Source organism: Streptomyces sp. SD15, assembly GCF_054462255.1.
Genome location: NZ_JBTLMO010000013.1, coordinates 136,818 through 152,975, shown reverse-complemented (window position 1 = coordinate 152,975; position 16,158 = coordinate 136,818). Strand labels below are relative to the sequence as shown.

The window sequence follows — 16,158 nt, the reverse complement described above, 5'->3', positions numbered from 1 at the left end:
CGCCCACGCCCGCACACGCACACGCCGAGGCCCCCGGAGATTTCTCCGGGGGCCTTGTCGTGCGTACGGGCTCTAGATCTCGTACGACAGCCTGGGCATCGCCAGTTCCACCGGCCCCGCGTACACCTCGCGGGCGTCGGCCAGGTTGATCTGCGGGTCCGTCCACGGCGGGATGTGGGTGAGCAGCAGACGGCGGGCGCCGGCGCGGCTGGCCGTCTCGCCCGCCTGGCGGCCGTTGAGGTGGAGGTCGGGGATGTTCTCCTTGCCGTGCGTGAAGGCGGCCTCGCAGAGGAACAGGTCGGCGTCCCGGGCCAGTTCGTCCAGGGCCTCGGTCACGCCCGTGTCCCCGGAGTACGTCAGTGACTTTCCGTCGTGCTCCACGCGGATGCCGTACGCCTCCACGGGGTGGCGCACCCGCTCCGTGTGCACGGTGAACGGGCCGATCTCGAACGTGCTCGGCTTGACCGTGTGGAAGTCGAACACCTCGCTCATGGAGGAGGCGGTGGGGGTGTCCGCGTACGCGGTGGTCAGCCGCTGTTCCGTGCCCTCGGGTCCGTAGACGGGGATCGGGCCGGCGCGGCCGCCCTCGTGGCGGTAGTAGCGCGCGACGAAGTACGCGCACATGTCGATGCAGTGGTCGGCGTGCAGATGGCTGAGGAAGATCGCGTCGAGGTCGTAGAGACCGCAGTGGCGCTGCAACTCGCCAAGGGCGCCATTGCCCATGTCGAGTAGCAGCCGGAAGCCGTCGGCCTCGACGAGGTAGCTCGAGCAGGCCGATTCCACGGACGGGAACGACCCCGAGCAGCCGACGACGGTGAGCTTCATAAGAGCTGGAACCTCCGCGCTGGCAGGAAGTGCAGAGAGTAAATGCGATGAACAGATACTCGGATGCAGATACGGGAACGGGGGTCGTGCGGTCCGTCGAGCCTAAGGCGCGAAAGGGCGGGTCGCTCCTCCACCAGGGGCCGTTGTGGGCGAACTCACCTGTGCTGTCACCGGTTCGGATGGACCTTCGGCCGGACCCGGGGTGCGCGGGCCGTGCGGTGAGGGTGGCGGGCAGGAGAGCGGGCCGGGGTGCGCGCCGGTACCTTCGTTGCTATGGACACGTCCTGGTGGCTCGCGCTGGCGGCTGTGGTGCTGCTCGCGTTGGTCGCGACGCTGGTGGACGGCTGGGGGCGCCGTGGGTATCGGCATCGGCATCGGCCGATCGCCGGTACGCGTCGGCCGCGGCGTCGGCCGTCCGGGCGGCCGGGTGGGCTGCCGGGCCGGCTGCCGGGTGGAGCGCGGCGGCGGGCGCCTCGGCCGCGGCCGGCGGAGATCTGGTGGGCGAACGTTCCCTACGAGGACGGGCCCGGGGAGAAGGACCGGCCCTGTCTGGTGCTGTCCGTGCGGGGGGACTGTGCGGTCGTCGCGAAGATCACCAGGAAGTATCACGATGAGCGGGCCGGGGTGATTCCGTTGCCGCCCGGTGCGGTGGGGGATGCGCACGGGCGGGCGAGCTTCCTGGAGACGGATGAGCTGCGGGAGGTGTCGGTGTGGGACTTTCGGCGGCGGGTGGGGGTGGTGGATCCGGCGCTTTGGGATCAGGTGCGGTACCTGGGCGGGTGAAGGGTTTTTCGCCCCCGCCGCCCCTACCCGTCCCATCCCCGGGGGCTCCGCCCCCGGACCCCCCGGCGGTGGTTCTTTTGCTGCGCGGCGGTGGGGGCTGGGCGCGCAGTTCCCCGCGCCCCTGGGTGTCTCAGCCCGTCCGGCGTTTGAGGACGAGGCCGTTCAGGCCGAACGGGGGTCTGGGGGCGGAGCCCCCAGGGGACGGGAATGGGTAGGGGCGGCGGGGGCGAGAAACCCACCCGCCACCCCACTCCCCTACGCCCAGAGCTGGCCCTGGAGTGTTTCGATCGCTTCCTCCGTCGTGGCGGCGGTGTAGACGCCCGTCGACAGGTACTTCCAACCGCCGTCGGCGACGACGAAGACGATGTCGGCGGATTCTCCCGCGGCCAGCGCCTTCTTGCCGACGCCGATCGCGGCGTGCAGCGCGGCGCCGGTGGAGACGCCCGCGAAGATGCCCTCCTGCTGGAGGAGCTCCCGCGTGCGGGTCACCGCGTCGGCCGAGCCGACCGAGAACCGGCTGGTGAGGACGGACGCGTCGTACAGCTCGGGCACGAAGCCCTCGTCGAGGTTGCGCAGGCCGTACACCAGGTCGTCGTAGCGAGGCTCCGCGGCGACGATCTTGATGTCCGGCTTGTGCTCACGCAGGAAACGGCCGACGCCCATCAGGGTGCCGGTGGTGCCGAGACCGGCGACGAAGTGCGTGACGGAGGGGAGGTCCGCCAGGATCTCCGGGCCCGTCGTCGCGTAGTGGGCGCCCGCGTTGTCGGGGTTGCCGTACTGGTAGAGCATCACCCAGTCCGGGTGCTCGGCCGCCAGTTCCTTCGCGACGCGCACGGCGGTGTTGGAGCCACCGGCGGCGGGGCTGGAGATGATCTCCGCGCCCCACATGCCCAGCAGGTCACGCCGCTCCGACGAGGTGTTCTCGGGCATCACGCACACCATGCGGTAGCCCTTGAGCTTCGCCGCCATGGCCAACGAGATGCCGGTGTTGCCGCTCGTCGGCTCCAGGATCGTGCAGCCGGGCGTCAACCGGCCGTCCTTCTCCGCCTGTTCGATCATGTGCAGCGCGGGACGGTCCTTGACCGAGCCGGTCGGATTGCGGTCCTCCAGCTTCGCCCAGATGCGGACGTCCTCGGACGGCGAAAGGCGTGGCAGGCGCACAAGCGGTGTGTTGCCTACCGCGGCGAGCGGGGAGTCGTAGCGCATCAGAGGTCAGCAGCCGATCAGACCATGCCGCCGGCCACGGCCGGCAGGATCGTCACGTTGTCGCCGTCGGTGAGCTTGGTGTCGATGCCGTCGAGGAAGCGGACGTCCTCGTCGTTCAGGTAGACGTTGACGAAGCGGCGCAGTGTGCCGTCGTCCACGATGCGGGCCTGAATGCCCGCGTGCCGGGTCTCGAGGTCTGCGAACAGCTCGGCGAGGGTCTCCCCGGCACCCTGGACGGCCTTCTCGCCGTCGGTGTAGGTGCGAAGGATGGTGGGGATGCGGACCTCGATGGCCATGGTTGCGGGCTCCTGTCGGGAGAAAAGTCAGGTCGGGGTGCGCGCGGCAGCGCGGGAGAAGCAGGGGTGACGCCGGTTGCGCAGCCGCGGCTCACGGCCGTACGGCGGCAGGATCAGCGCGTACAGATGGCGCTTTGCAGCCTGCACAGGTCGACGTGCAGCCGCGCCACGAGCAGCATGCCCGGCGTCTTGTCGCTCACGTCGTGGGAAACCATGCGCTCATCGTATCGATTCCCGGTCCGGGTCCTGGAATGTGATCTCAGATAGTGGATGAATTCTGACCAAAGTTCGGGATGGGAGGCCCGTCGGAGGCGGGGATCAGTAGGTCTCCACCACCGTGACCTCCTCCTCCGTCACCTCCCCTTCCACGATCCGGTACGAGCGGAACTGGAAGGGGCCCGCGTCGTCCGTGTCCGCGGTGGACACGAGGACGTAGTGCGCGGCGGGCTCGTTGGCGTAGGAAATGTCCGTGCGGGAGGGGTAGGCCTCGGTCGCCGTGTGGGAGTGGTAGATGACCACCGGCTCCTCGTCGCGGTCGTCCATCTCGCGGTACAGCTTCAGCAGGTCGCCCGAGTCGAACTCGTAGAACGTGGGCGAGCGGGCGGCGTTGAGCATCGGGATGAAGCGCTCGGGGCGGCCCGAGCCCTCCGGGCCCGCGACGACGCCGCATGCCTCGTCGGGGTGGTCCTGGCGCGCGTGCGCGACGATCTGGTCGACGAGGGTCTGGGTGATGGTCAGCATGCTGGCCAGGATAAGCAGAAGGGCCGCTCCGTACCGAGGGGTGGTACGAAGCGGCCCACATGGTGAACCGGGGAAGGCCGTGCGGGTCAGCCGACCTTCTCGAACTCCGGCTCGCGGCGCTCGGTGACCTGCGGGTTGCGGGCCTTGAGCACCGCCCAGCCGATGCCGAGCGCGGCGGCCCAGCCGGCCATCACGTACAGGCAGACGCGGGAGTCGGCGTCGTACGCGATCAGGCCGGTGACGAAGAGCAGGAACACGACGGCGACCCAGCTGCACTTCGCGCCGCCCGGGGCCGGGAAGGAGGACGCGGGCAGACGTCCGGCGTCGACCGCGCGGCGGTACAGGATGTGGCTGATCAGGATCATCAGCCAGGTCCAGATGCCGGCCGCGGTGGCCACGGAGACGACGTAGCCGAAGGCCTTCTCCGGGACGATGTAGTTCAGGATCACGCCGATGCCCATGAAGAGCATGGAGACGGTGATGCCGATCGCGGGGGTCTTGGTTGCCGAGAGCTTGCTGAAGACCTTCGGGGCCTCGCCGTTGTCCGCGAGGGTGCGGAGCATGCGGCCCGTGGAGTACATGCCGGAGTTGCAGGAGGAGAGAGCCGCGGTCAGGACGACGAAGTTGACGATCGCGGCGCCCGCCGGGATGCCGATCTTCGCGAAGGCCGCCACGAAGGGGCTGACGCCTGGTGCGAACTCTGTCCACTTCACGACACAGAGGATGACCGTGAGCGCGCCGACGTAGAAGAGGGCGATGCGCCAGGGGAGGGTGTTGATCGCCTTCGGGAGGGTCTTCTCCGGGTTCTCGGACTCGCCGGCGGTGACGCCGACCAGCTCGACGGCGAGGTAGGCGAACATGACGCCCTGGAGGGTCATCAGGGACGAGCCGATGCCCTTGGGGAAGAAGCCGTCGAACTGCCACAGGTTGGCGACCGACGCGGTGTCACCGGCGGAGCTGAAGCCGAAGGTGAGGACGCCGAGGCCGATCACGATCATGCCGATCAGCGCGGTGACCTTGACCATCGAGAACCAGAACTCGATCTCGCCGAAGAGCTTCACCGAGATCAGGTTCGCCACGAAGAGGACGAGCAGGAACACCAGCGCCGTCACCCATTGAGGGACGGACGGGAACCAGTAGTTGACGTAGATCGCGGCGGCCGTGAGTTCGGCCATCCCGGTGACCACCCACATCAGCCAGTACGTCCAGCCGGTGAAGTAGCCGAAGAACGGGCCGAGGAACTCGCGGGAGTACTCCGCGAAGGAGCCCGAGACCGGGCGGTAGAGCAGCAGCTCGCCGAGCGCCCGCATGATGAAGAAGATGATCACGCCGGCGATGGCGTACATGAGGATGAGGCTGGGCCCGGCCTTGGCGATGTTCGCCCCGGCGCCCAGGAAGAGGCCGACGCCGATGGCGCCGCCGATCGCGATCATCTGGACCTGACGGCTGCCGAGCCCGCGCTCGTACCCCTCTTCGGGGGCGTCGCCGCTCACGGCCTCACTGCCGGCACGACTCTCGTCGTGCTTGCCGACCTGCGATGAGGTCATGTGTGGTGCGCCTTTCTCCATGCCGATCCGAGCCAGTGCCTTGGCTTCGGATCGGGTTCCGATCCCCCCGGATAGGTGGAGCTTGTGCCTGGCCGGCGATCCGCCGGTCGGTGGCGCACCCGGCAGGACATGGATGGTGTCCCGTCGGGCGGTCGTGAAGATTTATCACGGCCGCAACATTGATCGGTTAAGGAGCCTGTAAGGCACACCACAGGGAGAAGCGGACAAATGGCACACGAGGCCACATAGCGGGCCTCAGTGGTGATGCGATCGTTATCCGGAGTTGAGCGTCCGCTGAGCGAACGGCACGCGAACGCGACGGATCACGGCATCAATGTCTCGACCAGCGTCTCCTGGAGCCCGCCCAGCCAGAGGTACGCCATCACCATCGGCTTGCGCGGGTCCTCGTCCGGCAGGCGGTAGAGGAGGTCGGTGTCCTCCTCGTCGACGACGTCGAGCCGGGCGCCGATCGCCAGACGCAGGTCGTTGAGGGCGCGCAGCCACCGCTCGGACTCCTCGGCGGAGAGCTTGAGGACCGCGCCGCCGTCGCCCGCCGTGGTGAGCGCGTCCAGCGAGCGGATCACGGCGAGGGCGTTCTCACGCTTGCCGGCGCGCAGGTCGTTCTCGGTGAAGCGGCGGAACTCCGCGGAGTGGGCGCGCTGCTCATCGGCCATCTCGGGTGAGCCGGCCTCGACGTCGGGGCCGCTGTAGGCGTCGGGGAAGAGGCGCCGCAGCACGGGGTCGGCGGGCGGTTCGCTGGGGCCCTCCGCGAACAGCTCGGCGAGCGGGTCGTCGGGGGCGTTCTCCGCGGGGCCGGGACCGATGAGCTCCAGGAGCTGGACGGCGAGGGAGCGGATGATGGAGATCTCGACCTCGTCGAGCGCGACGGCCGCGCCGCCGCCGGGGAGCGGTTCGAAGTGTCCTGGCATGGAGTGAGTTCGCTACTTCCGGTACTGCTCGCGGTGTGTGAGAGCTCGCGGTGTGAGAGCTCGCCGTTTGTGTGAGCTCGGGCTACTTCCGGTCCTGCTGAAGCGTGGCCCACAGACCGTAGCCGTGCATGGCCTGTACGTCGCGCTCCATCTCCTCGCGCGTGCCGCTGGAGACGACCGCCCGGCCCTTGTGGTGGACATCCAGCATGAGCTTGGTGGCCTTGTCCTTGGTGTAGCCGAAGTACGCCTGGAAGACATACGTCACGTAGCTCATGAGGTTGACCGGGTCGTTGTGGACGATGGTGACCCAGGGAACGTCCGGCTCGGGTACGGCGAAGACCTCCTCCGCCGACTCGGTCTTTTCGATCTCTAGGGGTGCGGGAGCCGTCACACGGCCCATGCTGCCACCAGAGAGGGGCCCTCGCATAAACGGGGTCCCCCAAATCGGGCCCACAAATCGTCAGAGTGACGAGATGGGGGTACCATCCGGTTCTATGCGGCATCCCCCGGGGGACAACCCCCGGACCCCCGGCCGAGACTGGGGTGCACCGGCGCAATATGGCGAGGAGAACACAGTGAACCCAGCGGACCTTGGGCTGCCGGTGGACGTTCCCTCGACGGCGCTCTTCACGGACCAGTACGAGCTGACGATGCTGCAGGCCGCACTGGCCGCCGGGACCGCCGAGCGGCGCTCGGTCTTCGAGGTCTTCACCCGGCGGCTGCCCGACGGGCGGCGGTACGGAGTCGTGGCGGGCACCGGGCGCGTTCTCGACGCCGTGGAGAACTTCCGGTTCGACGCGGACGTCCTCGGCTTCCTGCGCGAGAACGCCGTCGTGGACGAGCCGACCCTGACGTGGCTCGCCTCGTACCGCTTCAGCGGCGACATCTGGGGCTACCCCGAGGGCGAGGTGTACTTCCCCGGCTCGCCGATCCTGCGGGTCGAGGGGTCTTTCGCGGAGTGCGTGCTCCTGGAGACCGTGATCCTCTCCATCCTCAACCACGACTCGGCCATCGCGGCCGCCGCCTCCCGGATGGCCTCGGCCGCCGGGGGGCGGCCACTGATCGAGATGGGCGCCCGGCGCACGCACGAGCTGTCCGCGGTCGCCGCGGCGCGGGCGGCGTACGTCGGGGGCTTCGCGACCACCTCCGACCTGGCCGCCGGCTTCCGCTACGGCATCCCGACCGTGGGCACCTCCGCGCACGCCTTCACCCTCCTGCACGACCGCGAGCGGGACGCTTTCCAGGCCCAGGTGAACTCGCTCGGCCAGGGCACGACGCTGCTCGTGGACACGTACGACGTGGCCGAGGCGGTGCGCACGGCCGTCGAGGTGGCCGGACCCGAGCTGGGTGCCGTGCGGATCGACTCCGGGGACCTGCTGCTGGTCGCGCACCGGGTGCGGCAGCAGCTGGACGAGCTGGGCGCGACCAGGACGAAGATCGTCGTGACCTCGGACCTGGACGAGTACGCGATCGCCTCGATGGCGGCGGCGCCCGTGGACGCGTACGGCGTCGGCACCCAGCTGGTGACGGGTTCCGGCCATCCCACCTGCTCGATGGTCTACAAGCTGGTCGCCCGTGCCGAGTCGGCGGATCCGAAGGCGGCGCTGGAGCCCGTGGCCAAGAAATCCACCGGCGGCAAGACCTCGATCGGGGGACGCAAGTGGGCCGCTCGGCGGCTGGACGAGTACGGGGTCGCCGAGGCCGAGGTGATCGGCACCGGGCCGGTCCCCGGTGAGCTGGCCACCCGGCAGCTGCTGGTCGAGCTGGTCAAGGGCGGCCAGGTCGTCGCCCGCGAGCCGCTCGACGCCGTACGCGACCGGCACGCGGCCGCCCGCGCGAACCTGCCGCTCTCGGCGATTCAGCTCTCGCGCGGGGAGCCGGTCATTCCGACGGAGTACCTCTGAGCGGTCCGTCGAGTACGCCTGAACGCTTCCGGGCGATACGTCCGATACGCCCCCGAAGTACGCCGGGGGCGTGCGCGGGCGCCGCTCCGACCACCTCCAGCCACCATTGGGCGAACGCGAATGAACGGGCGGACAGCGGGAATGCAACGGCAGTCCGCCATAAGAGCCTCAGCCGTAGCTCATTGCCCCCTCCCGCGCCGCGCTCGGAGTCTCTAGGCTCGGTTCCATCGGCCGGCCCGCACCCGCACCCAACCGCCGACCCCATAGTCGAAGGACACCGACCATGCGCCGCGCCTTGATCGTCGTAGACGTGCAGAACGACTTCTGCGAGGGGGGCAGCCTCGCGGTGGCCGGGGGTGCCGATGTGGCCGCCGCCATCACGGAGCTGATCGGGCAGGCGCCCGCCGGCTACCGCCATGTCGTCGCGACCCGTGACCTCCACATCGCTCCCGGCGGCCACTTCGCCGACAACCCCGACTTCGTCCACTCCTGGCCCGCGCACTGCGTGGCCGGCACGGAGGGGGTGGGCTTCCACCCGAACTTCGCCCCGGTGGTCGCCTCCGGCGCGATAGACGCCGTCTTCGACAAGGGCGCGTACGCGGCGGCGTACAGCGGCTTCGAGGGCGCCGACGAGAACGGTGTCTCGCTGGGCGACTGGCTGCGGGCCCGCGAGATCGGCGAGGTGGACGTGGTCGGCATCGCCACGGACCACTGCGTGCGTGCCACCGCGCTGGACGCCGCACGGGAGGGCTTCCGTACGCAGGTCCTGCTGGACCTCACCGCCGGGGTGGCCGAGGAGACCACCGACCGGGCGTTGGAGGAGCTGCGGGAGGCGGGCGTGGAGCTTTCGGGCAAGCCGGTCGTGTAGGCGAGGGCGCAACCCCTCACCAACTGGCTCACACCTGCGGCGCCGGGCGTCTCAGCAGCGCTCTGATCGGATGCCACAGCTCCTGCGCGAGCTCGGGGCCCACGACACCGTTGTCAGAGGCCGCGTGAAGGGTGGCCGGGTCGGTGGCCGTGCGCCATATCAAGCCGTCGGGATGGTGCAGGACCGCGGTGATCTCGTCGGGGGTGGGCGGGGCCGCGTTGCCGCGGAGGTAGACGGCGCGCAGGCCCAGGTTGCGCAGCCGGGTCAGGGCGCGGGCGCGGTTCTGGGCCAGGACCAGGACGCGTACGCAGCCCTGTGCCGAGCCCGGCGGCCTGGGCAGGTTCAGCGCCACCACCACGCTGCCGTTCGGCAGCTTGCAGAAACCTCCTGCGGCCATGCAGTCACACCCCCGTGCGCACCGGTGTCAATAAGAAATCCACAGGACGCACCTAAACACGATCGGCGGCAACCCGCCAGGGGCTGCCGCCGAATCGTGCTCTGACCTGTGCAAATGTCGACTACTTCACCGCGGGTCCCACCTTGAGCGTGATCGTGGAGCCGTTCAGGGCCTCCTTGACGATCTTGATCTTGGTGTTGGTGTCAGTGATCTCGACACCGGCGAGCGGGGTCGTCTCGTCGTAGTACGTGCTGGTGTGGTCGTTGAACGTCGACACACCCTTGCTCGACGGGATCTTCGTCGCCACGTCCGCCTTGTGCAGCGTGAGGCCGTCCGTGCGGTAGAGGCTGAACGGCGAGTCGTACGCCTGGATGCGGCTGCGCATCACCGTGCCGTCGGACCACTTCAGCGCGGTCGGGTGGGAGTCCACCGGCAGGACCAGGCCGGCGCCCGGGTGGACGCTGGTGTTGTTGTCCGCCTGGGAGGTGTCCCACTTCCAGATCAACAGGCCGTTCTGGTACGGGAAGTGCTCCACCCAGGACGGACGGGTCGTCGAGAAGCCGAAGTTGTACGGGCCGACCTTGAGGGTCTTGTCGTACGACACGTACTGGCGGTTCTCGGCGATGTAGTACTGCGCGTAGTCGTCCGTGATGGACGCGCCGATACGGGAGAAGCCGTCCGCGGTCCAGGCGGCGTCCGCGCTCTCCGCGTCGTCGAGGAAGACGGCGGTGCCGTCGGCGGTCACGGAGATCGAGTCGGCCGCGAAGCCCTTCTGGGCCACTCCGCCGTCCGTGGCGTAGCGGAAGCGCAGTTGGATGCTCTGGCCCGCGTAGGCGTCGAGCGGGTAGGCCAGCTTCTTGTACGCGTCCGTCGTGCCGTCCAGGGCCGGCTTGCCGCTGCCGTCACGGCTGATGGCCGCGCCGTCCGCCGTGCCGTCGATCGCCGTCCAGTTGGACCCACCGTCGGTCGACACCTCGGTGTAGAGGTAGTCGTAGCCGGCCTCGATGTCCCACCAGCCGTCGAGGGTCAGCGTGGCGGCGGACTTGCCCGTGAGGTCCACGGAACGGGTCAGCGTGTTGGTGAGGTTGTCGCCGCTGCCGCTCCACCACTGGGTCGCGCCCTGCGCCGGTTCGACGATCTCGTTGGTGACCGTCTTCTTCGGCAGCTCGACCACGAGGGCCTGCGCGTCCTTGGTGTTGTACTCGGCGACACCCAGCTTGTGTGTCGACGCCGTCGCGGCCTTCGCCGTGTCGTAGTCGAGCCAGCCCAGCTGGAGCTTGTCCCAGGCGGTGAAGTCGCCCGGCATGTCACCGATGGTGTCCTTGCCGGTGCCGAGCCAGGAACCGGAGGACATCAACGTCCAGAAGCCGGTGGAGTTGTCGCCGCCGTTGGTGTCGTAGTGGTCCGGCAGACCGAGGTCATGGCCGTACTCGTGAGCGAAGACGCCGAGTCCGCCGTTCTCCGGCTGGATGGTGTAGTCGCCGACCCAGATGCCGGTGTCGCCGATCTGGGCGCCGCCGAGCTTGTTGCCGGCGGGACCGGTCGAGCCGGCGTCGGTGCCGAACGCGTACCAGCGGTGGGCCCAGATGGCGTCCGCGCCCTGTGCGCCGCCGCCCGCGGACTCGTCCTCGCCGGCGTGCACGATCTGGAAGTGGTCGATGTAGCCGTCGGACTCGTTGAAGTCGCCGTCGCCGTCGTAGTCGTAGCGGTCCCACTGGTCGTACTCGGCCAGCTGCGCCTTGATCTCGGCGTCGGTCTGTCCGGCCGCCTCCTGGTCGGCGACCCAGGCGGTGACGCCGTCCTGCACCGCGTACCAGGCGCCGGTGGTCGCGTCGTTGGAGCCGTAACGGGCCTCGTTGTAGGGGACCTTGACCCAGTCGGAAACCTCGCCCTCGACCGAGTAACGGCCGGAGGACTGCTTCTCGTAGAAGGTCTTCATCGACGCGGTGCCGCTGCCGAAGTAGAGGTCCTGGAAGTGGGCCTGGTTGTAGTCCGCCTGCCAGGCCGTGCTGTTGTCCTGGGCGCGGTCCGGCTCGGCTATCTCGTTGTGCGCCGGGCCCACGGTGCCGCCGTAGCGGCTGTCGATCTGGTCGCCGAACTCGACCAGGATCGTGAAGATCTTGTCCGTCTTCTCACGGCCGAGCTCGACGTACTTGCTGTCGCCCTTCCTGCTGTCCAGTTGGACGACCTTCGAACCGTCGCGGTCCTTGACCTCGGCCTCGCCGGATATGACCTGGTTCAGTGCCTCCTGGCGCTGCGCTTCCTGGGTCTTGCTCAGCGGGCCGTCGAGGTCGTGCTCCTGCTGGTTCTTGGCCGACTGCGGGTCCTGCCGGTTCACGGCGGCCGTGTCGACCGGCGCGTCGGCGTGCGCCACGGTGAACGTCGAGAATGTGGCGGCGGCCGTCGTGAGGGCCACGCCCACCGCGGCTGTCCTGAACGTCCATGGTCTGCTGGTCACTTGAAGTCCTCCCCTGCGTCCGTTCGCGCGGAGGGGGGATCCCAGATCGTGGAGTTCCGCGCGCTATACGCGTGTCAAGTGACGACATTCGACCGGAGTTACCAGAGAAAAGACAGATCTTGACTTGTGCCGGTCAACTGCACTATGCGGAGCGGCAGTTCGGTATCCGAACCGCGAAGACCCCCCTCAACGGGCGCGCCCACCCGTCCACTTGATGGACGCGATGACTCCGTGCGCCCCCTGTGCACCGGCACCGTGGGTTAGGTCACGCTTACCGGGCGTTCCACTCGGGCATGCAGGCGAATAGAGTCAATCGGTAGAGCGTCGGAATGTCGACGGATTACCGAATCGACACCGTTGTCTCCCCCCGATTCGCAGCCTCACCCCAACTGTTGTCCGCGCCCTCCCCCATCGCGAGAGGTATGGGGGGAGTACCCCCACCCCGAGGAATCGCCATGCCTCGTCCGACCGCCGCACTGCCTCGTCCGACCGCCGCACAGCTCGCCTACGGTTCCTGCACCGTGATCTTCTCGACGCTCGCCATGCTGCTGCTGTCTCAGACGAGTTCGGGCCTGGGCATCGCGGTGATCGCCCTCTCGGCACTCGCTCTGGGACTGCTCGTCGCCTTGACGATTCCGCTGCCGAAGCGTGCGCCGGCGGTCGCTGTGCCGTCCGCCGCGGCCTCTGCCGTGGAGGCACGGGTTCCGGTGCGGCGCGAGACCGCGTCCGTCGCCGCGTCCCTCTCCGTGTCCGCCGGTGCGGCGCCCGAGCCGGTCCGGGGACCAGCGGGCCCGTGAACGCACGCGAACCGGCGGGCCTGTGGACCACGGACCCGCCGCGCTCACCGCGCCCGCCGGTCGGTCGCCTCTTCGCTTCTCTTCGCGCCGCGCGGCTGACCGCGTACGTCAACCGGTGGTGACCACCACCGTCTTGGCCGCCTTGTCGTGGATGCCCTGCTTGTAGGGCTTGTCGAAGAAGCTCCAACCGCCCGCGATCGCGGTCCAGATGCACGCGCAGCAGAACGCGAACGGGAGCCACAGGACCAGCGCGCGCACCAGCGAGGTCTGTGCGGAGGGCGTGGAGCCGTTGTCGAGGTTGGCCACGCGCAGCTTGAACAGCTTCTTGCCGAGGGTCTGCCCCGACTTGGCGATCATGATGGTGTCGTAGCCGGTGTAGAGCACCGCGGCGAGCACGGCCTGCCCGAGGCTCTTGCCGTACTCGACCTCGTCCGCGTTCACGGCGTAATCGCCGATCCCGAACCCCCAGGTCAGCAGCCACACCACGATGCCCACGAGGATCATGTCGAGGATCCTCGCCAGCGTGCGCTTACCGCTGTCGCCGAGCGGGGGCATGCCGGCCAGCGGGTCGCCGCCGTAGGGGCCACCACCGCCGTAAGGGCCGCCACCGCCGTACGGTTCCCCGCCGCCGAAGGGGGGCGGCTGCTGACCGCCGTAGGGCGGGGTGTCGTACGGGGAACCCTCGGGCGGGGTGGGCGGGGTGCCCTCCTGCGGGGAGCCACCGCCGTCAGCCGGCGGGGGCTGCTTCTTGAACGGGTCTTCGTCCGGTGGCCGGCCGGAGCCGGGGGGCGGCGGTTCGCTGCTCATGGCCCGAGTCGACCGCGAACCCTCCGGTTGCGCATCCGGCGAGCGGCCGTCCGGGGGACGACCGGGATACGGGCGTCCGGACGGCCGCGGGGGCGGCTGTGCGGGCGGTTACGCGGCCACGAAGGTGTGGGCCGCCTTGTCGTGCCAGCACTGGCGCCAGGGCTTGTCGAACAGGCACCACAGGATGCCCACGACGCCGATGACGAGGAGGCCGGGGACGCTGTAGACGAGCCAGCGGCGCAGGGCCAGGCCGAAGGACGGGGGTTCGTGGCCCTCGATGTCCCGGACCTCGATGCCGCACAGCTTCTTGCCGAGGGTGCGGCCCCACTTGGCGGTGGGCAGCGCGTCGTAGAGGACGCCGAAGAGGAGCAGGACGGCCAGCACGATGCCGAGGTAGCCCGCGGTCGTGCCGTCGAGCAGCCAGACCGTGACGGTCTCGCCGGACTGCTTGGCCGCGTCGACCTTCGCGTCGATGTGGTCGATCGCCTTGGTGCCCAGCGGTACGGCGGCCACGGCGGTGACGCCGGCCAAGACGACGGTGTCCAGGAGCCGTGCCGCCAGCCGCTTGCCGAGGCTCGCGGGGCGTGCCGCGGACTGCCTGCGGGCGGCCGCCTGGAAGATGTCGTCGACCGGTGCCTTCCACGGCACGACGGGCTGCCCCTCGTCGGCGAGCCGGTGCACCTGCTGGGCCCAGGAGGGCTGTCCGCCGCCGGCACCGCTGGCCATGGGCATGGCGGCGGGCCCGGTGGACTGCTGGGGGACGGAGGGGCTGGAGGGGCTGGACGGACCGGCGGGACCGGACAGACCGGACCCGGCGGGCGCCTGCGCGGCAGCTGCTTGAGCTGCTTGGGCTGCTTGAGCTGCTTGAGCTGCTTGAGCTGCTTGAGCTGCTTGAGCCGCCTGAGCTGCCTGAGCTGCTTGAGCTGCTTGAGCCGCCTGAGCCGCGGCCTGGGCCGCCTGGGCCGCTGCCTGGGCCGCCTGTCCGGCGCCGAAGCCGCCGCCGGAACCACCCGCCGCGAACGTGTCCGCCCCCGGTGCGCCGGTGGCCGGATCCGTGCCCCCGGCCTGCGCCTCCTGCTGCTGCCCCGTGCGCGGGAGGTGCGCGCGGAAGATCATGGTGCCCTCGGCGGGGGCGGGGTCCTGGGCCCCCGGGGTGCCGGTGGAGTGACCGGTACCGGCGAACTGCGCACCGCTCACGGACGACCCGTTCCCGGACGCGCCCGCGTCCCGGGCCGCCGCGGCACCCTCCGCCCCTGCCGCCTCCGCGGTCGGACGGCGGAACACCGCCGGGCCGCCGGACGCGGGAGGCTGGGAGCCACTGCCCGAGCCCGCGGGCGGGATCGTCGCCGTACCGTCCGTGCGGGAGGAATCGCCGTCGGGCTGGACGACCGCGTCACCGGGCTCCGCCGCGCGCGGCACGCGCGGGTCGGAACCCTGGGGCCTGCCCCAGGACACTCGGCGGTCCTGCTCGCCGCCGAAGCCCGCCTGCTGGGAGCGGTCGGCGCCCCACGCCGTCGCGGGCTCCGGCCGACTGCCGTGCTGCGCCTCGGCCGGGGGCAGCCGCCGCGGCTCGGCGGCGGGTCGCGGATCCTCGTCGAAGAAGTGCGGCCCCGTCTCCTCCGCCGGAATCGGCGCCGGGGCGGGCACGGTGGCCGGTCGCGTGCCGGGCGGCGGCGCGATCGGCACGCCGTCGGACGGCGCCGGACGGCTCGTACCCGGTACCCAGGCGGCACCGTTCCAGTACCGGACATATCCAGGAATGGAAGGGTCCGGGTAGTACCCCTCGCGGGGCTTGTCGTCACCGGGGGCCGGGGTTGGGGCGCTCATGTCCGTCGTCCCGTATCTGCTCGGGGGTTTCTTGGAGGGTCCACATCTATCAGACCGGCGCGCGCGTCACGGCCGCTCCCGCCGTACCCACCCCATTCGAGCAACGTTCCGCCACCTGTGGGCACCACCCGAAGGACACCGCCCGAAAAAAGTTCTCCGAACCCACGTAATGGTTCCGCGTGAACGCGCTCTCCACTCGTACGGGCCCCCTCAGCGCCCCGTACCCGAAAGGAAGCGCATCGACATGCACACCGTGGTGGAACGCGAACTCGAGCTCAAACTCGTCCTGTCGTCCCAGCGCAGCATCCCCGTGCCGGCGCGGCTCAGCTACTACAGCGACGAGCCGTACGCCGTCCACATCGCCTTTCACATCGACTCCGAGCATCCCGTCAACTGGACCTTCGGCCGTGAACTGCTCGTCGAGGGGGTGTTCCGGCCGTGCGGTGACGGCGATGTGCGGGTGTGGCCGACGAAGGTCGCGGGCCGCAGCGTCGTGCTGATGGCGCTGAGCTCGCCGGACGGCGACGCCCTCCTCGAGGCGCCCGTCGCACAGGTGTCCGCCTGGCTGGAGCGCACCCTGCGGGCGGTCCCCCCGGGCTCTGAGGCGGAGCAGCTCGGCATCGACGACGGCCTCGCCGAGCTGCTCGCCCCGACCCCGGCCGACGACCTGTGGCTGCGCGGCCCGTGGCCGTCGGACGAGTCGAAGGACGGGGAGTAGGCCTGGGGCCTGTCGTTTGGATCACGCCGCGGACGCGGGGTCTGGCACGCGCATC

Annotated in this window: 17 protein-coding genes; 5 read left to right on the top strand and 12 right to left on the bottom strand. The window is 69.9% G+C overall.

Annotation, left to right across the window (positions count from 1 at the left end; all coding sequences use genetic code 11):
• Positions 1-72 precede the first annotated feature (72 nt).
• The gene (locus ACX28W_RS15600) at positions 73-825 is read right to left on the bottom strand and encodes an MBL fold metallo-hydrolase (RefSeq protein WP_458999550.1); all 753 of its coding nucleotides are present in this window, start codon (positions 823-825) and stop codon (positions 73-75) included.
• 273 nt (positions 826-1,098) lie between these two features.
• Between ACX28W_RS15600 and ACX28W_RS15595 the strand changes: the two genes are divergently transcribed.
• The gene (locus ACX28W_RS15595; RefSeq protein WP_458999549.1) at positions 1,099-1,608 is read left to right on the top strand and encodes a type II toxin-antitoxin system PemK/MazF family toxin; all 510 of its coding nucleotides are present in this window, start codon (positions 1,099-1,101) and stop codon (positions 1,606-1,608) included.
• Positions 1,609-1,863: 255 nt separating this feature from the next.
• Here the strand turns inward: ACX28W_RS15595 and ACX28W_RS15590 are convergent, their stop codons facing one another.
• The 7 genes from ACX28W_RS15590 to clpS form a co-directional block, all read right to left on the bottom strand.
• Entirely contained in the window at positions 1,864-2,814 is a 951-nt protein-coding gene (locus ACX28W_RS15590) for a PLP-dependent cysteine synthase family protein (protein WP_362069455.1), read from the bottom strand.
• Positions 2,815-2,831: 17 nt separating this feature from the next.
• Entirely contained in the window at positions 2,832-3,110 is a 279-nt protein-coding gene (locus ACX28W_RS15585; protein WP_458999548.1) for a MoaD/ThiS family protein, read from the bottom strand.
• A 113-nt stretch (positions 3,111-3,223) separates the two neighbouring features.
• The gene (locus ACX28W_RS15580) at positions 3,224-3,325 is read right to left on the bottom strand and encodes a putative leader peptide (RefSeq protein ID WP_313904860.1); all 102 of its coding nucleotides are present in this window, start codon (positions 3,323-3,325) and stop codon (positions 3,224-3,226) included.
• A 103-nt stretch (positions 3,326-3,428) separates the two neighbouring features.
• A complete protein-coding gene (locus tag ACX28W_RS15575; protein ID WP_458999547.1) occupies positions 3,429-3,851 on the bottom strand; it encodes a M67 family metallopeptidase in 423 nt (140 codons plus the stop codon).
• 86 nt (positions 3,852-3,937) lie between these two features.
• Positions 3,938-5,398 (bottom strand): amino acid permease, encoded by a 1,461-nt coding sequence (locus ACX28W_RS15570; RefSeq protein WP_458999546.1) that lies wholly within the window; start codon positions 5,396-5,398, stop codon positions 3,938-3,940.
• 323 nt (positions 5,399-5,721) lie between these two features.
• Positions 5,722-6,327 (bottom strand): DUF2017 domain-containing protein, encoded by a 606-nt coding sequence (locus ACX28W_RS15565; protein ID WP_458999544.1) that lies wholly within the window; start codon positions 6,325-6,327, stop codon positions 5,722-5,724.
• An 82-nt stretch (positions 6,328-6,409) separates the two neighbouring features.
• Entirely contained in the window at positions 6,410-6,727 is a 318-nt protein-coding gene (gene clpS / locus ACX28W_RS15560) for an ATP-dependent Clp protease adapter ClpS (protein WP_362069470.1), read from the bottom strand.
• A 175-nt stretch (positions 6,728-6,902) separates the two neighbouring features.
• Between clpS and ACX28W_RS15555 the strand changes: the two genes are divergently transcribed.
• Both ACX28W_RS15555 and ACX28W_RS15550 read left to right on the top strand, forming a co-directional pair.
• The gene (locus tag ACX28W_RS15555) at positions 6,903-8,231 is read left to right on the top strand and encodes a nicotinate phosphoribosyltransferase (protein ID WP_458999543.1); all 1,329 of its coding nucleotides are present in this window, start codon (positions 6,903-6,905) and stop codon (positions 8,229-8,231) included.
• Between the two features lie 283 nt (positions 8,232-8,514).
• Positions 8,515-9,099, top strand: coding sequence for an isochorismatase family protein (locus tag ACX28W_RS15550; protein WP_458999542.1), 585 nt, complete (start codon positions 8,515-8,517; stop codon positions 9,097-9,099).
• Positions 9,100-9,127: 28 nt separating this feature from the next.
• On the opposite strand, the gene ACX28W_RS15545 is transcribed toward ACX28W_RS15550, so the two are convergent.
• Both ACX28W_RS15545 and ACX28W_RS15540 read right to left on the bottom strand, forming a co-directional pair.
• Positions 9,128-9,496 carry a hypothetical protein gene (locus ACX28W_RS15545; RefSeq protein ID WP_458999541.1) on the bottom strand — a complete coding sequence of 123 codons (369 nt, stop codon included), beginning with the start codon at positions 9,494-9,496 and terminating at the stop codon, positions 9,128-9,130.
• Between the two features lie 121 nt (positions 9,497-9,617).
• Entirely contained in the window at positions 9,618-11,954 is a 2,337-nt protein-coding gene (locus tag ACX28W_RS15540) for an immune inhibitor A domain-containing protein (RefSeq protein WP_458999540.1), read from the bottom strand.
• A 476-nt stretch (positions 11,955-12,430) separates the two neighbouring features.
• Here ACX28W_RS15540 and ACX28W_RS15535 point away from each other — a divergent pair, with 476 nt between their 5' ends.
• Complete coding sequence (locus ACX28W_RS15535; protein ID WP_458999591.1) at positions 12,431-12,751, top strand: hypothetical protein; 321 nt, start codon at positions 12,431-12,433, stop codon at positions 12,749-12,751.
• 108 nt (positions 12,752-12,859) lie between these two features.
• Here the strand turns inward: ACX28W_RS15535 and ACX28W_RS15530 are convergent, their stop codons facing one another.
• Together ACX28W_RS15530 and ACX28W_RS15525 are read right to left on the bottom strand one after the other, a co-directional pair.
• The gene (locus ACX28W_RS15530; protein WP_458999539.1) at positions 12,860-13,558 is read right to left on the bottom strand and encodes an RDD family protein; all 699 of its coding nucleotides are present in this window, start codon (positions 13,556-13,558) and stop codon (positions 12,860-12,862) included.
• Between the two features lie 108 nt (positions 13,559-13,666).
• Positions 13,667-15,385 carry an RDD family protein gene (locus ACX28W_RS15525; protein ID WP_458999538.1) on the bottom strand — a complete coding sequence of 573 codons (1,719 nt, stop codon included), beginning with the start codon at positions 15,383-15,385 and terminating at the stop codon, positions 13,667-13,669.
• Positions 15,386-15,629: 244 nt separating this feature from the next.
• On the opposite strand from ACX28W_RS15525, the gene ACX28W_RS15520 reads away from it, so the two are divergent.
• A complete protein-coding gene (locus ACX28W_RS15520; RefSeq protein ID WP_458999537.1) occupies positions 15,630-16,103 on the top strand; it encodes an SsgA family sporulation/cell division regulator in 474 nt (157 codons plus the stop codon).
• Positions 16,104-16,158: the final 55 nt, after the last annotated feature.

Excerpts from the sequence above, each read along its gene's own strand:
- ACX28W_RS15600 (WP_458999550.1), bottom strand. The coding sequence starts at position 825 with ATGAAGCTCACCGTCGTCGGCTGCTCGGGGTCGTTCCCGTCCGTGGAA.
- ACX28W_RS15595 (WP_458999549.1), top strand. The coding sequence starts at position 1,099 with ATGGACACGTCCTGGTGGCTCGCGCTGGCGGCTGTGGTGCTGCTCGCG.
- ACX28W_RS15590 (WP_362069455.1), bottom strand. The coding sequence starts at position 2,814 with ATGCGCTACGACTCCCCGCTCGCCGCGGTAGGCAACACACCGCTTGTG.
- ACX28W_RS15585 (WP_458999548.1), bottom strand. The coding sequence starts at position 3,110 with ATGGCCATCGAGGTCCGCATCCCCACCATCCTTCGCACCTACACCGAC.
- ACX28W_RS15580 (WP_313904860.1), bottom strand. The coding sequence starts at position 3,325 with ATGGTTTCCCACGACGTGAGCGACAAGACGCCGGGCATGCTGCTCGTG.
- ACX28W_RS15575 (WP_458999547.1), bottom strand. The coding sequence starts at position 3,851 with ATGCTGACCATCACCCAGACCCTCGTCGACCAGATCGTCGCGCACGCG.
- ACX28W_RS15570 (WP_458999546.1), bottom strand. The coding sequence starts at position 5,398 with ATGACCTCATCGCAGGTCGGCAAGCACGACGAGAGTCGTGCCGGCAGT.
- ACX28W_RS15565 (WP_458999544.1), bottom strand. The coding sequence starts at position 6,327 with ATGCCAGGACACTTCGAACCGCTCCCCGGCGGCGGCGCGGCCGTCGCG.
- clpS (WP_362069470.1), bottom strand. The coding sequence starts at position 6,727 with ATGGGCCGTGTGACGGCTCCCGCACCCCTAGAGATCGAAAAGACCGAG.
- ACX28W_RS15550 (WP_458999542.1), top strand. The coding sequence starts at position 8,515 with ATGCGCCGCGCCTTGATCGTCGTAGACGTGCAGAACGACTTCTGCGAG.
- ACX28W_RS15545 (WP_458999541.1), bottom strand. The coding sequence starts at position 9,496 with ATGGCCGCAGGAGGTTTCTGCAAGCTGCCGAACGGCAGCGTGGTGGTG.
- ACX28W_RS15530 (WP_458999539.1), bottom strand. The coding sequence starts at position 13,558 with ATGAGCAGCGAACCGCCGCCCCCCGGCTCCGGCCGGCCACCGGACGAA.
- ACX28W_RS15525 (WP_458999538.1), bottom strand. The coding sequence starts at position 15,385 with ATGAGCGCCCCAACCCCGGCCCCCGGTGACGACAAGCCCCGCGAGGGG.
- ACX28W_RS15520 (WP_458999537.1), top strand. The coding sequence starts at position 15,630 with ATGCACACCGTGGTGGAACGCGAACTCGAGCTCAAACTCGTCCTGTCG.